The organism is Rosistilla ulvae, from assembly GCF_007741475.1.
GTDB classification, from domain to species: Bacteria; Planctomycetota; Planctomycetia; order Pirellulales; family Pirellulaceae; genus Rosistilla; species Rosistilla ulvae.
The window spans coordinates 416,055-431,232 of record NZ_CP036261.1 but is presented as its reverse complement, the minus strand read 5'-3'; the positions used below and the strand labels follow the sequence as shown (position 1 = coordinate 431,232).

Genomic DNA, 15,178 nt, shown 5'->3' with positions numbered 1-15,178 from the left:
ATGAAAACCAGCCCCTTAAAATCGCTGCTCCTGATCGCCGCCGCCGCGTTGCTTCTGGCACCCCCAGCCGCCGCGGTCGAGGTCGACGACTTCGATTCGATCCAACTTTACACGCTCAAAAACCGATCGGGGATGACCGTCAGCGTGACCAATTACGGTGCGATCATCACGTCGATCGTCGTTCCCGATCGCAACGGCAAGATGGCCGATGTCGCACTGGGCTACGACCGCGTCGAAGATTACATCAACGCCGTCGATCGTCCCTACTTCGGCGCGATCGTCGGTCGCTACGGCAACCGCATCGCCAAAGGCAAGTTCACGCTCGACGGCAAAACCTACTCGCTGGCGACCAACAACAACCCGAACCATCTGCACGGCGGTAACATCGGATTCGACAAAGTCGTTTGGGATGCAAAACCGATCGAAGGGCAAAACGCGATCCAATTGTCGTACCTGGCCCGCGACAAAGAGGAGGGTTACCCAGGCAACCTGCAGATTCGCGTCACCTACACGTTGACCGATGACAACGCGATCCTCGTCGATTACCACGCGACGACCGACCAAGCGACTCCCGTCAACCTAACCCAACACACCTACTTCAACCTCAAAGGGGAAGGCGAAGGAACGATCCTCGATCACGAATTAATGCTGAATGCCGATCGCTACACGCCGGTCGACGCAACCGCGATCCCAACGGGAGAACTGCCCGCGGTCGCTGGCACCCCAATGGACTTCACTCAGCCCAAACCGATCGGTCGCGACATCGACCAGAAGAATCAGCAACTCGAGTTCGGCCGCGGCTTTGACCACAACTGGGTCTTGAACAAACCGGACGATAACAAAGCGATGACGCTCGCCGCTCGCGTCTATGAACCGACCAGCGGCCGCGTGATGGAAGTCCACACGACCGAACCGGGGATTCAGTTCTACTGCGGCAACTTCCTGGACGGCCGCCTGATCGGCAAGGCGGGCAACCCCTACGTTCATCGCGGCGGATTCTGCTTGGAAACGCAGCACTATCCCGACAGCCCCAACCAACCCGGATTCCCGTCGACGATCCTGCGTCCCGGAAAAACCTATCAAACGCAGACCAGTTATCGGTTCAGCACGCGATAGGCGGGCTCGAGGGAGATGCGTGGCATCGGGGCAGGTTTTGAAAACAAGTCCATGCGGAAGGCCCCGCACAGCCACAACCTGCCCAGCAAAACGATCGGTTACTTGTGGCCGGTCGGGTTTACTTTGCGAGCTCCCATGCGGCCGAACATGCGGTCGAGTTCTTCGCGGCTAAAGAAGAGCGCGGTCGGGCGACCGTGCGGACAGTGGTGCGTGTCCTGATACATGTCCCGCTGTTCCAACAGGCTGGTGATCTCTTCGGACGTCAAGCGATCGCCCGCTTTGATCGCAGCTTTACAAGCGATCGTGTGCAGCAGATGGTCCAACAGATCGCGGACCTCGGGATCCTTGCCGGCACAGATCAACGACTCCAACGCCTGCCGCAACATATCCTCGGGTCGCAGCTTCGCCAACATGGCGGGATAAGCGGAAACGACAACGGTGTCGCCGCCGAATGGTTCGATCTCGATTCCGACTTGAGCCAACAGCTCCTTGGCTTCCAGAGCCGCCGCGGCTTCCGACGGCGTCAGCGAAACCGGCTCGGGAACCAACAACTTCTGCGTCTCCAGACTACCATTCAAGACCTTCTCGCGAACGCGTTCGTAGAGGATCCGTTCATGCAATGCATGCTGATCGACGACGACCATTCCGGTCTCGTCCTGCGTGACCAGATAGCGATTGTGAACCTGGTAACCGAGATGGCTGTGCGGCTTCGACGAATGCAGCCCATCGACTCGCATCGCCCCATCACCTTGATCGTGCTGCGCCGCGTCGCCATCACCGCCGACCTCCGCCCCCGGCAACCGCGGGCTGGGCTCAAACGGAGTTCCAAACGAATCGCCGTCGCGATCGCCAGCCGGCGACACGGCACGAGCGCCGCCGGGGAAGGGTTGGAAATCGGGAAGCTCTCCCGGCAGCGAACGGATCGACGGGCGAATGTTTGGCAGGTCGCGATCGGAGGCCGAATCGCTCGACCGCGCCCACTGGATCACGTCCTGACGTTGGCGTTGCTCCAGATCGTTGGGGGATTCGACAGCCTCGGCTTTGGGTTCAGCCGCCTCGGGCGCGTTGCTGGAGATCGAATTGCCAACGCGCGCGGTCAGATCACTTGTCAAAAACTTGTGCCGCAGCGTCTGCAACAACTGGCTGTAGATCCGGCCGCTCTCGGTGAACCGAACCTCCAATTTTGTTGGATGAACGTTGACGTCGACGAGGTCCGAGGGCATGTCCAAATTGATAAAGCAGATCGGAAACCGGCCGACCATCAACAGCCCGCGGTAGGCTTCGCCCAGAGCATGCTGCAGCGCACGGTCGCGAATGTGGCGACCGTTGAGGAACAGATACTGCATCCGATTGTTGCCTCGACTGACGCTTGGGTCGCAGACAAAACCGGTCAGCTTCACCTCGCCATTGTCGCCCGAGATGGGGATCAAGCCGCTGGCGATCTCGTCGCCAAAAAAGGCTCGGATGCGTTCTCGAATCTGTTCGGTCGCAGGGAGATCGTGGACGACGCGGTTGCCGTTTTGCAAGACCATGTGGACCTGCGGATTAGCCAGCGCGATCCGCGTAAACGCCTCGACGATATGACTGGTCTCGGTCTGCGGCGTCCGCATGAACTTGCGTCGCACCGGCGTATTAAAGAACAGATTGCGGACCTCCATCACGGTCCCGACCGGACAACCGCAAGGAGCCGGCGGATCGATCACGCCACCATGGATCAACATCTCGCTGCCGCCAGCCGCATCGGGCGTTCGGCTGCGGATAATCATCTGGCTGACCGAAGCGATCGACGCCAACGCCTCGCCGCGAAACCCAAGGGTGCCGACGTGGAACAGCGAATCCTCGTCGGGTAGCTTGCTGGTCGCATGGCTAGTGACCGCCAGAGTCATCTGTTCCTCAGCGATCCCGCAGCCGTTGTCGCTGATCCGAATCAGATCGGCTCCACCCGCTTCCAAGTGGACTTCGATCCGCGTCGAGCCTGCATCGATGCTGTTTTCCAACAGCTCTTTGACGACCGAAGCGGGCCGCTCGATGACTTCTCCGGCGGCGATTTTATTGACGAGATTGGGCGGCAGTTGGCGGATCGTAGGCATCCTGGAATCTTACCGCGCCCCCGATATTCCACAATTGGAGACGCCAGCCTGCGATAGCCCTAGGGCGGAGAATCGAGTATTAAGAGTCGTGATGATTCCACTTATTCAGATTGAGGAAAGATGAGCGACGAGAGCCCACAACCGGCACCCTTCCCCAGCCAAGGGCGAATCGCCGCGGTCGACTACGGCACCGTCCGGATCGGCGTTGCGGTCTGCGACCCCGATCGGATCATCGCCAGCCCGCTGACCGTCGTTCCTCAAGGAGCCGCCGAGCAGCGAGGAAAAGCATTCTGCCAACTGGCCGCTGAAGAGCGGATCACGGGATGGATCGTCGGATTCCCGATCCATCTAAGCGGCACCGAGAGCAAGAAATCGATCGAGGCCCGCAAGTTTGCGAAGTGGTTGCAGCAAACCACCGACCTGCCGGTGCGGCTGTTTGATGAACGTTTTTCCACTGCCGCCGCCGACCAACGGCTGGCACCTTCCAAGCTGACCAACAAGGGGCGGAAGAAGCGGATCGATGCCGTCGCCGCTCAAGTCCTGTTAGAATCGTTCATCGAATCGGCTCGCCACCGCAGCGACTTGCCCGGCCTGGCGCTCGATGAGAAGGCAATCGGCGACGCGATCGAAGACTAAAAATAGTACAGGTGCAGACGATAGGCCAAGATTTTATCGATTTTTCACCTGCCAACAAACGCCGCACAGCTCCGAATCGTTGCCGGCAGATCCCCGCAACGCAAACGACCCAAAAGCGATAACCACAGTCAACAAAACCACTTACAGCAATCCCGACGGCGATTCCCTGGTGAATTCAATCAACTTAGGCGGTTTGAGAAGGAACTTTCGTCACCCCACTTGCATCCCAAAAAATGGGACGCGAACTCGCATCGGTCGACGCCGTCCCACCGATCATCCGCTAGCACCCCCCGCTGCGACAACCAGCGAATGCGAACTTTCGCCCAACGTCCCAGCGATGGCTGAGCGGATGACGACTTGAATTTCCTTGCCCCGAATGACGTCGGGATTTGAAGTGCCATGAACAACGAAGCCCGTGAAGAACTGCTCAGCGCCTACCTGGACAATGGTCTCAGTGCGGATGAACAGGCGCACGTCGAACAACTGCTGCAAAACGATGCTTCGGTTCGCCAACAACTCGAAGACCTGCGACAATTACAGGCCGACGTCCGCGTCTCGATGAAATCCGATGCCCGCCTGGGGACCGATTTCTCCGACCGCGTCTGGACCGCGGTACTCGCGCAAGCCGACGCCGAAAATCTGCCCGAAACGCACCCCGTTCGCTTGGCTCAAGCTCGCGCAGAAGGGGGCAATTCGAAACGCCACCAACGCGTTTGGCTCGGCGGAATCGCAGCCCTTGCGGCCAGTTTGATGCTGATCGTCGCCTGGAACTCTGCCAATCCCGACGTCCAACCAGGCAAGCCCCAGCCCGCCGGTGGGATCGCCGCCGTCGTGACGCCCGCCCCCAGCGACGCTGTCGAACCGTCGCCGATCGAAACCACCGCTCCAGCAGCCCAACCCGCTGTCGAAGCGATCGCATCGAACGACGCCGCGACAACTCCAGCGGCTCCCGCCCCAGCGGTCACGCCACCGGAAGCCGCTGCAACAACAACACAACCAGACAAAACAACCGCACCAGAAGAACGGATCGCGATGGCTCCCGCGGCGACTGACCAACCAGCCGCAGCGCCGGGCGAGCTCGTTTCGCCGTCAGCCCAACCGACCAACAAACTGGAGTTTGCGGTACTGTTAGAAGTAGAACTGACGCAGCGCGGCCGCGACCTCAACGAACTGGAGTACGCGTTGGAGACTGCGGGAATCAGCAACGTCCAACCACAACCGATGAGCCGCGATCATGTCGGGCAATTGGTGCAAGGGAAGATGATCGGCACGGTCAACCTCGACGCACCGCAAACTGTCGACGGCGACACCCAACTGTTGCTGCTGCAGGGTTCAGCGAAACGCTTGGACCGCTTCATGCTGTCGTTGTTCAACCACCAAAGCGTGATCAAAAGCGTCGGCTTCCAGATGGTGATGGAGCCGAGTCTATTAACGACGATCAGCGAACTCTCCTCGGTCGCCCCATCGGCGATCCGCCACTCCGACGACAAGGCTCTGGCGCACCACCTGACCTTTGGATCGGCTGGCGGCCAGGCGCAGATGTTCCCGCGAGCGGCACAATCGTCATTCTTTGCCTTGACCGAAGAGTCGGCAAAGCAGATGAAATGGACGCCGGAAACACCCAGCGATGAAGGGCCCGACTTCCAAACTCAGATGCTGGTATTGGTTCGCTGCCCACGATAATCGCGCCACCCCAAAAGTGCGATGCCGTCAAGGTTTACCTGAACCGAGGCATCGCAAGCTAGTTTGCCGGTTAGCTAAAGTTCTCTGCAAATTGGCGTGCTAACTTCTCTGCCCAATGCTCCAGATCGTCCGGTTCCACGGTCGATAAGCCTGATGACGTCTGCGTTATTCCAATCGTATTTATGGGATGACGGACTTCTTGGACTCTAGCAGAAGCATTGACTCATGGCTCGACTCAAAACACGCACGCAGAAACTTCTCGCGGCGGCGCTCATGGCGGCAAGCGGTTGTGCGCTGCCCGGCTGCATCGCCAACTGGAAACTTCCCCCAGGGCCGCACGATACGACCAAGTCGTATTACGATTCGGTGGCGACCAGGATCGAGTACCCCGATGTCAAGACGCTAAGCAACGCAGCGGGCGCGGCAGCCAACGCAACGGCGCAACCGCTGGCTCTCGAAGATCCTTCCCAACTGCCGTCCTGGGAACTGACCCTCGAACAGGCGATCCAGATGGCGATCGGCCAGGGGCCCGTCCTGCGGAGCCTCGGCGCCAGCGTCGTCACCGCCCCCAATGCGACATCGACGATCTACGACCCGGCGCTTGTCGAAGCGAATCCGCTGGGCGGTGTCGAAGCGGCACTGTCGGACTTCGACGCCCAGTTCGCCGGCCAGCTGTTCTGGCAGAAGAACGACCAACCGCAGAACGTCGACCCCACCGGTGCGGTCGCCTTCTTCCGCCCCTTGGCGTTCCAACAAACGCTGGCCAACTACAACACCGAGCTGAGCAAGACGACCGCCACTGGTGCGACGTTTGCCGCTCGACACAACGTCATCTACGACCGACCCAACTCACCCGGACGTTTCTTCTCCAGCGACTTCGCTGGCTTCTTTGAAGGTGAATACCGGCAACCGTTGATGCAGGGTCGTGGAACGGAATTCAACCGGATCGCGGGGCCCAACAGCCAGATCGGGCAATACAACGGTGTCCTGATCGCGCGGGTCAACAACGACATCAGCCTGACCGACTTCGAGGCTGCGGTCATCCAAACGGCCAACGATGTCGAACAAGCCTACTGGGACCTCTACTTTGCCTACCGCAACCTCGAAGCGCAACTGCGTGGACGCGAAGCGGCATTGCAAACGTTCCAATATCAAGAACTGCGACTGAACGTCGGTGCCGGCCGTAGCGACGAAGAAGCTCAAGCGCGATCGCAGTATTACCAATTCCAAGTCCAGGTCGAAAACGGCTTGGCGGGCGAGGTCGGCCTCTACACGCTGGAACAAAAGCTGCGATACATGCTTGGCCTTCCAGCGGCTGACGGACGGCTGATCAAACCATCGACCGACCCACACGATGCCCGCGTGGTCTTCGATTGGAACACGATCCTCAACGAAGGTCTGGAGCGACGCGTCGAGATTCGTCGCCAGAAATGGAACATCAAGAAGCGTGAACTCGAACTGACCGCGGCGAAACTGAACAAGAAGCCACGGCTCGACTTCCTCGGCCAATACCGCTGGCGCGGCCTGGGCGATCACTTGATCGGAGACGACGACAGCTACCTGGACAGCATGTACGGCGAGATCGCTGGCGGCGATTTCCAAGAATGGCAGGCTGGCCTCGAACTGGCCTTCCCGGTCGGACTACGCAGAGCTGCCGTGGCGATCTCTCACGCCCAGCTGAACCTGTCGCGAGAGCGAGCGTTGATGAACGAGACCGAGCTTCGCGTCAGCCACGACCTGGCCGATGCATCGCGAGAAGTGCAACGCCAATACCAGCTGTTGAAAACCAACTACAACCGCTGGATCGCCGATCGCCGCCAATTGGAAGTCCTGCGTGAACGCTACCGTCGCGGTGCCGATAACATCAACTTCCTGTTGCAGGCTCAACGCCAAGTCGTCAGCAGCGAAAGCGATTATTACGCCACTCTGGTCGCCTACAACCTAGCGATGCGTGACTTGCACCGCCAAAAGGGAACGCTGCTATCCTACAACCACGTTCACCTGTCCGAAGGTGGCTGGCACTCGCCCGCCTACCGCGAGGCATGCGAACAGGGCCGCTTCTTCCGACCTTGCCCACACCCCGATTCCGTCGAAGCACCATGCCCGGTATCGCGTGGACCGTTTGACCCAAGTGCCCCTGGCGTCTCGTCGATGCCGGTCACGGAAGCCGCTCCGGCGATGGCCCCCGAAGCCCCGACGCCGGTGATCAGCACACCCGCTGAAATGCCAACGCTCGATTCACCAGCGAACGGCCAAGCGTCGACCGCTCCGATTCCAGCGATGCTGCCGCAAGCGATACACTCGCCAACGCGGCTGCCGAACCCCGGATCACAGAACATGATCCAACAGGTCAGCTACTAACAAGTCGCTGATCTGACGCCCGCGAAAAACGCTCGGCGGAAGTGGTATTAAAACGCCACTTCCGCCGATCCGTTGGTGAGCGAGCGAGAAAGCTGCCAGAAGAGCTTTCCAATCTCTCGAATTCAAAACCGCCGCTAGCGGGCATTCTCTGCAGCTCGGAACTGCAGGAACGCATCTAAAAACGACTGCAATTCACTGCCGTCGAGGACCGAGTGGAAATTTCCGACCAGGTGCCCGGTCCGCGCATCTTTGACCCTCTGGTCGGGATGCAGGAAGTAGTTTCGGATCTGCGACCCGAAACCGGTGCGAGCCTTGGACGCATACTTCGACTGCTCCTCCTGCTCGCGCCTCTCCTCTTCGATCCGCGCCAACTTGGCCCGCAACATCTTCCACGCGGTGGCGCGATTCTGATGCTGGCTGCGTTGGTTCTGGCACTGAACGACGACGCCGGTCGGACGGTGAGTCAGCCGCACAGCGCTGTCGGTCTTATTGACGTGCTGCCCCCCTGCCCCGCTGGCTCGGTAGGTATCCTCGTCGACATCCTTCTCTTCGATCTCGACTTCGACCGAACTATCGATCTCCGGCGCGACCGAAACCGCTGCAAAACTTGTCTGCCGCTTTCCTTCGCTGTTGAAGGGGCTGATCCGCACCAAGCGATGCATCCCCTCTTCACCCTTCAAATAGCCATACGCCAACGGCCCGCGGATCGCTATCGCAGCGTGATTGATCCCGGCCTGTTCGTTGTCCTGGCGATCCAACAATTCGATCGAGTAGTCGTTTTTGACAGCCCACGCGGAATACATCCGCAGCATCATATCGGCCCAATCGTTGGCGTCGGTTCCGCCATCGCGAGCATTGATCGAAAGAATGCAGCTGGCCGAATCGTTGGGTCCGTTGAGCAGCGAACGCAGCTCCAGATCGTCCAAAACCGCCTCTAAACGCTCCACCTCGGCGATCACGTCGGCTTCCAATTCGGGCTCTTCGGCCATCATCTCCAACAGCTCATCCAATCCGGCTGCGGATTTGTTGGAACTGTTGATAGGTCCGATTACGCTTTTAAGTGACTTGAGTTCCACCACGACCGCCTGAGCCGCTTCGGAATCGTCCCAAAACCCCGGCTCGGACATCCGTTTTTCGATCGCCGCCACTTGTTCACATTTGCCAGCGTAGTCAAAGAGAGTCTCCAAGTTGGACCAAGCGCTGCCGGATCTCTTCGGCTCTTTGTTTTAGATCACCTTCCATAACTCTCTCCAATCGTTAACCATTAGGGTATGAACGAAGCGTGTGTTGACGCTACTAAATAACGTAGAAGTAGCGGCGCAGCCAATTATAGGCGGCCCCGAGTCCAAGCACAGTGGGTCCGGCCGCGGCGATACGGTCCAGCACACACACGACAGACACAAACGAAAAGGTAACTGCATTGGCACGGGTTGTTTTAGCGATGAGCGGAGGCGTTGACAGCAGCGTCGCAGCCCACCTGTTGTTGCAGCAAGGGCACGAGGTCGTCGGCGTCTTCATGCGACACGGCGAGGAATCAGCCGAGGTCTGCCGCGCTCCCGACGGTTCGGAATCGCCCGTACTGCCGATCGTTCAAGGCCGCGCCGACCACAAACAGGGTTGTTGCAGCGCTAGCGATGCCGCCGACGCGCGGCGGGTCTCCGATCGGCTGGGGATTCCTTTTTATGCCCTCAACCTGAAGCAGGACTTCCGCCGGATCATCGATTATTTTGTCGATGAGTACTCCCAGGGACGAACGCCCAATCCCTGCGTGCAGTGCAACAACTGGATCAAGTTCGGCCGGCTGTTCGAATACGCCGACAGCATCGATGCCCAATACGTCGCCACCGGCCACTACGCTCAATTGTCCGAAGAAGCCGACGGCAGTTTCGCGCTGCGGCGTGGCGTCGACGATCGCAAGGACCAATCGTACGTGCTGTTTGGAATCGGCAAACACTTACTGTCGCGGATGCTGTTGCCCGTCGGCGGTTACGACAAACCTTGGATCCGCCAGCAAGCCGAAGCGATCGGATTGCGAGTCGCCGGAAAACCGGACAGCCAGGAGATCTGTTTTGTCACCAGCGGACATCACGGCCAATTTGTGCGCGACCGCAGCGGCGGCGGCGACACCGCCGGGCAGATCGTTACCACGGCTGGCGATGTCGTCGGCGAGCATCCCGGCATCGAAGCCTTTACGATCGGCCAACGCAAAGGCCTCGGCGTGGCGATGGGCGAACCCTACTTCGTCGTCCGCATCGAACCCGACACGCACCGCGTGGTGATCGGGCAGAAGGCCGACTTGGCTCGCGATGGCTTGATCGCTCACGAAGCCAACTGGTTGATCGACCCGCCCGCCGAAACGTTTTCGTGCAGCGTGCAGATCCGGTACAACAGCCCGCCGCAAGCCGCACAAGTCACACCGCAGGGGACCGATCGTTTCGAGGTCCTGTTCGACGAACCTGTCGATGGCGTGGCTCCAGGCCAAGCTGCGGTGATCTACGATGGCGACCGAGTGCTCGGCGGCGGATGGATCCATTCCTCGACATCGACCTCCGCACCGTAATCGGCGAATCGCTCCGATCGCCAACCATCCACACATCAAGACAAACAAACCGCCTCACGCCAACCACCATGACCTCCAAAACACGTCCAGAAATTTTGTCCGAACTGCAAGAGATCCTCTCCGATTTCCAGGGGCAGACCTACGATGCCCCGATCGACGAACAGACGATGTTTTTCCAAGACCTCGGCTTTGCCTCGATCGATGCGGTCGTATTGGGCGAGACGCTCGAAGAGCACTTCCAAACGAAACTCGACTTCAACCCGTTCCTCTCGGAACTGGCGGCCAAACAAGTCAAGGATCTCCAGGTGGGTGAACTCGTCGACTTCCTGCACCGCAGCCTTTAGGAAGCCGCCGACGACCGCTCTCCCCTCCCCTTTTCCAACCCACTCCTTCCGACGCGCCAGCATCTTCCAAAATGCCTTTTGCCGACCTACCACCGCTGAAAGTCCACTACCAACAATCGGGCGAAGGGGCCGACATCGTGCTGCTGCATGGCTTCACCAGCAACCTGTCGATCTGGATGTTTGGCGGCGTGATGGAAGGCCTGGCCGATGAATACCGTGTCAGCGCGGTCGACATGCGCGGCCACGGTGCGACCAACGTCACGCCAGCCGACTACACCAGCGATGTGATCGCCGAGGATCTGCTGCGTTGGATGGATCATGTGCAGATCGAATCGGCAGCTCTGCTAGGACACAGCTTTGGCGGCGTCGTAGCGACTCACCTCGCGTCGCTGCACCCCGACCGCGTCCGCGCAATCATCCTCTCGGACGCCTATTTCCCCGGCCTGCAATCGCTGGAACCGAACATGGGACAGGCGAGCGTTTGGACAAGCCTCCGCGAGACGCTGCTGCAGGTCGACACCGACATCGGCCCGGTCGTCGATTTCCCTCACCTGTTCTCGATCGTCGGCAGCTGGGACGACCGTCAGCGAAAGCATCTGCGCGAACAACTTGGACCGATCGGTGAGCGTTGGCTGTCGAGTCTCGTTCGCCTGTCGGGAACCTCCGCCGGAACCGACACCTTCGCCACCGCCGGGCTCGACGCCGATCGAATCGCGGCAACTAGCGTTCCCGTCCTGGCACTGTACGATGAACACTCTCCCTTCGAAGCGACCAGCAAGTTTTTAAACGAACGGCTTGCCGATTGCCGACAAGCCGTGATCCCCGAGGCCAACCATTTGGCACCGCTAGAAAATCCCAAAGCGATCGTCGCCGAAACGAAATCGTTCCTGGCCGAACTCGCCCGCCGATAACACTACCACCGCAAACAACACGCAATTCGATTCCCCACGGTCGCCATTCGCTCCGCGAAAGAGCGTGCAGCAAACACACTTTCGCGGAGCGAAAGGCGACCAACGAAGCACAACTCACCATCAAAACTGTGACCACACCGTGAATTTTGCAACTTTCATTCTAAAGAACCTGCTGCGTCGCAAAGCTCGATCGCTGTTGACGATGTGCGGGATCGCCGTCGCCGTCGCGACCACGATCGCTCTGCTGGGCGTTTCGGACGACTTTCAATCCGCCGTTCTGCAGTCCTTCAAAAACGAAGGCTCCGACATCGTGATCTCCCCCAAAGGATCGCTGCTGCAGATCGCTGGCGACATGAACGAAGCGGTCGCCGACGACATCCGCAAAGTCCCCGGCGTCGCTGCCGTCTCCCAAGGCCTGCTGGAACAGATCGCGATGGAGATCGACGACAACCAGGTCCCCGTCCTGCTGCAGGGCTGGAAACATGGCACCTTCGCGTTCAACGATATCGAGATCATCGAGGGCCGGTCGCTGGAGCCCGACGATGTCGATGCGGTCATGCTGGGCGAAGCGTTAGCCGAAAAGATGCACGCCAAAGTCAATCAACCGATCGAGATCCAAGACGAGACGTTTAACGTCGTCGGCATCTACGACTCCAAGACATTGCTCAAACGCGGTGCCGCGATCATGCTGCTGCGGCGTCTGCAAGACCTGATGTTGCGTGAAGGGAGCGTGACCGGCTTTTCAGTTCAAGTCGATCCGGAAATCAAAGCGGATGCCGATGCGATCGAAGCTGTCTGCGAGCGGATCGACAATCTAAACGACGCCGATGGCAACAGTCTGAACCTAGACGCCTCTTCGACCGACGATTACGTCCGCGACAACTTCCAACTGAAACTGACCCGCGCCATGGCCTGGGTCACGTCGCTGATCGCGGTCGGCGTCGGCACGATCGGGATGCTGAACACGATGATCATGAGCGTGATGGAGCGGATCCGCGAGATCAGCGTGCTTCGCGCGATGGGCTGGCGACGCGGTCGCGTGATCGCGATGATCGTCGGCGAATCGATTGTGCTCAGCATCTTCGGCGCCGCACTCGGGGCGGGTGTCGCCATCGTCGGCAGCCACTACATCACCAAAATGCCGCAAGTCAACGGCTTCCTCAGCGGACACATCGCCCCCTGGGTGATCGCTTCGGGAATGGTGATCGCATTTTTTGTCGGCCTGATCGGTGCCGCCTATCCAGCTTGGCGTGCTTCGCGCCTGCTGCCATCGGAGGGCCTACGCTATGAATAAAACCAACGAACAAACGCAACCACTGCTGCAATGCAAGGGACTGCGAAAAGTCTATCCCAACGGGAATGTCGAAGCCCTCCGCGGCGTCGATGTGGAGATCTTCCAAGGCGAATACGTCGCGATCATGGGAACCAGCGGCAGCGGCAAGAGCACGCTGCTGTGCACGCTCAGCGGGATGGACGTGCCGACCTCGGGCGAAGTCCTCTACCGTGGCAAACCGCTGACCCAACATGGATCGCTCGACAGATTCCGAGCCCTGGAACTCGGTTTTGTCTTTCAATCCTTCTACCTACTGCCAACGCTTACGGCGATCGAGAACGTCCAAGTTCCGATGTTCGAAGGCCCGCCGCGATCGTCGGCGGAAAAGCACCAGCGAGCCCACGACCTGCTGGAACGCGTCGGCATCGGGCATCGCGCGAACCACTTGCCGATGCGGCTGAGTGTCGGTGAAAGGCAACGCGTGGCGATCGCTCGTTCGCTAGCCAACGAACCAAAGTTGATCTTTGCCGACGAACCGACAGGCAACCTGGACAGTCGCACCACCGAAGAGATCCTGGCGATCTTCGCGAACCTGCACGAGACCGAAGGGGTCACGCTGGTGATGGTCACCCACAGCGCCGACGTCGCCGCGCACGCCGAGCGGACCCTGCATTTCCAAGACGGCCAGATCGTCAAAGAAGAAAACAACCGCACCTAGCCGCCAACCCGAACCCGGCTCCCACCTGTTCGTTTAACCGCGTGCCCAGCGGGCCGCGCGCCACACATCCCGCCAACGCTATAACGCGCGGGGCGTTGCCACTGCGGTTAAACGAAGCGGATCGATTGCGCCAGCACCCTCTCGTTTAACCGCGTGCCCAGCGAGCCGCGCGCCACACATCGCCCAACGCTATAACGCGCGGGGCGTTGCCACCGCGGTTAAACGAAGCGGATCGAATGCGCCAGCACCCTCTCGTTTAACCGCGTGCCCAGCGGGCCGCGCGCCACACATCGCCCAACGCTATAACGCGCGGGGCGTTGCCACCGCGGTTAAACGAAGCGGATCGAATGCGTCTAAAACCCGCCGTGATACGATGCGACAAGTTCGCGATCCGACAACGGCGTCTCGCTGCGACTGCCGTAGAAATAGAAAGCCGAAGCGGCATCGCTGGCCGAGGCTTTGTTGACCAGATAGCGGTCGCAATACTTCAGCGGAAAGAACATAAGCCGCGACGCGAGGCTGACTGCAGCCCGCATCCGATCGCTGGCGAAGAAGCTGAGCAGAAAGTAACGCAGCGACCAAGCGAGCGCCGTCCCAGGCCCGCAACTGATCCCACTCTCGATCTCATCGAACATCCGGAACAAGCGGCGATGGCCGAGGCGAGTGAAGCGGGTGAAGTCGAACTGTCGACCGTGAACCTGCTGCATGAACGGGGTATCGGAATAGACCAACCCGCCCGGTTTCAGGACGCGATGGATCTGTTGGACGCAGCGATGTGGGTCGACGACGTGCTCCAAAACCGCTTGCACGATCACCGCGTCGACCGATTGGTCGGCGAAGGGGAGATCGTGTCCATCGCAGACCAAACTGGTCCGCGGCGCGATCGCTGCGTCGGTTTCGATCAGTGTGATCCGCGGATCGTCGACAAGACAATCCATCCCGCCGCCGATCACACCACCACCGATTACCAACACCGTGGGATGCTCCGAAATCTCCAACATCTGCTGCAACATCCGAGCGTAAACCTTGTCCGAAGAAACGTTTAACGTCACGTCGGGCAAACAACCGCTGATCAGTTCGCGAACCTTGCCGACAGGCCGAAAAAACGTCGGCTCTGCGTTGGTGAACGTCTCGATATCGAAAAGACTCTTCTCGGGAACGACAAGCACCGGCACGCCATCGGCGATCGGATAGGTTCGCTCGCATGCATCGCACTGCATCGCATCGACTGCGACCGACAGCGCGCCGCCGCATCCGGGGCACTGCAAAATCTCGATCGCTTCGCGGCCAATTCGCAGACTAGCCGCAGCGGTTTCGCCAGCGCCGGCGTGACCCGAATCGGATGGGAGCGCGGTGGAAGAAGCAACCTCAGCTTCGCGGCCGAGAGTGTCTTGAAGAGGAGCGTCTAAGGTTTCGATCATCGGTGCAACTACGGTTGGGACCCACGGAATTGCCAAACAAGGCAGCTATCCCGAACCCTACGTCG

12 protein-coding genes are annotated in these 15,178 nt (G+C 59.7%); 9 read left to right on the top strand and 3 right to left on the bottom strand.

The annotated features are described in order from the left end of the window. On the top strand, positions 1-1,116 hold the full coding sequence (locus tag EC9_RS01645) for an aldose epimerase family protein (protein ID WP_145341811.1): 1,116 nt from the start codon (positions 1-3) through the stop codon (positions 1,114-1,116). Between the two features lie 98 nt (positions 1,117-1,214). On the opposite strand, the gene mutL is transcribed toward EC9_RS01645, so the two are convergent. Further along, a complete protein-coding gene (mutL, locus tag EC9_RS01640; RefSeq protein WP_145341809.1) occupies positions 1,215-3,206 on the bottom strand; it encodes a DNA mismatch repair endonuclease MutL in 1,992 nt (663 codons plus the stop codon). Positions 3,207-3,326: 120 nt separating this feature from the next. Between mutL and ruvX the strand changes: the two genes are divergently transcribed. From ruvX to EC9_RS01625, 3 genes are all read left to right on the top strand, one after another. Then, entirely contained in the window at positions 3,327-3,842 is a 516-nt protein-coding gene (ruvX, locus tag EC9_RS01635; RefSeq protein WP_145281852.1) for a Holliday junction resolvase RuvX, read from the top strand. Positions 3,843-4,241: 399 nt separating this feature from the next. Next, positions 4,242-5,525, top strand: coding sequence for an anti-sigma factor (locus EC9_RS01630; RefSeq protein WP_145341807.1), 1,284 nt, complete (start codon positions 4,242-4,244; stop codon positions 5,523-5,525). Positions 5,526-5,750: 225 nt separating this feature from the next. Next, entirely contained in the window at positions 5,751-7,886 is a 2,136-nt protein-coding gene (locus EC9_RS01625; RefSeq protein ID WP_145341805.1) for a TolC family protein, read from the top strand. Between the two features lie 134 nt (positions 7,887-8,020). On the opposite strand, the gene prfB is transcribed toward EC9_RS01625, so the two are convergent. Next, positions 8,021-9,128, bottom strand: a protein-coding gene (gene prfB / locus EC9_RS01620) for a peptide chain release factor 2 (protein ID WP_338052322.1) whose coding sequence is annotated in 2 segments (ribosomal slippage) — positions 8,021-9,058 and positions 9,060-9,128 — 1,107 coding nt in all. Because the reading frame shifts where the segments join, the coding sequence is not laid out codon by codon here. A gap of 178 nt (positions 9,129-9,306) precedes the next feature. Here prfB and mnmA point away from each other — a divergent pair. The 5 genes from mnmA (at position 9,307) to EC9_RS01595 (ending at position 13,692) form a co-directional block, all read left to right on the top strand. Then, positions 9,307-10,446 carry a tRNA 2-thiouridine(34) synthase MnmA gene (mnmA, locus tag EC9_RS01615; protein WP_145341801.1) on the top strand — a complete coding sequence of 380 codons (1,140 nt, stop codon included), beginning with the start codon at positions 9,307-9,309 and terminating at the stop codon, positions 10,444-10,446. 68 nt (positions 10,447-10,514) lie between these two features. Beyond that, positions 10,515-10,790, top strand: a complete 276-nt coding sequence (locus EC9_RS01610) for an acyl carrier protein (RefSeq protein ID WP_145089219.1) — start codon at positions 10,515-10,517, stop codon at positions 10,788-10,790. A gap of 71 nt (positions 10,791-10,861) precedes the next feature. Then, entirely contained in the window at positions 10,862-11,701 is an 840-nt protein-coding gene (locus EC9_RS01605; RefSeq protein WP_145341799.1) for an alpha/beta fold hydrolase, read from the top strand. A gap of 139 nt (positions 11,702-11,840) precedes the next feature. After that, positions 11,841-12,995 (top strand): ABC transporter permease, encoded by a 1,155-nt coding sequence (locus tag EC9_RS01600; RefSeq protein WP_145281844.1) that lies wholly within the window; start codon positions 11,841-11,843, stop codon positions 12,993-12,995. Next, entirely contained in the window at positions 12,988-13,692 is a 705-nt protein-coding gene (locus EC9_RS01595) for an ABC transporter ATP-binding protein (protein ID WP_145341797.1), read from the top strand. The genes EC9_RS01600 and EC9_RS01595 overlap by 8 nt, the downstream gene beginning before the upstream one ends. Before the next feature lie 353 nt (positions 13,693-14,045). Here EC9_RS01595 and EC9_RS01590 read toward each other — a convergent pair whose 3' ends face one another. Then, positions 14,046-15,113: a methyltransferase domain-containing protein gene (locus EC9_RS01590; RefSeq protein WP_145341795.1), complete on the bottom strand. Its 1,068-nt coding sequence runs from the start codon at positions 15,111-15,113 to the stop codon at positions 14,046-14,048. Between the last annotated feature and the right edge of the window lie 65 nt (positions 15,114-15,178).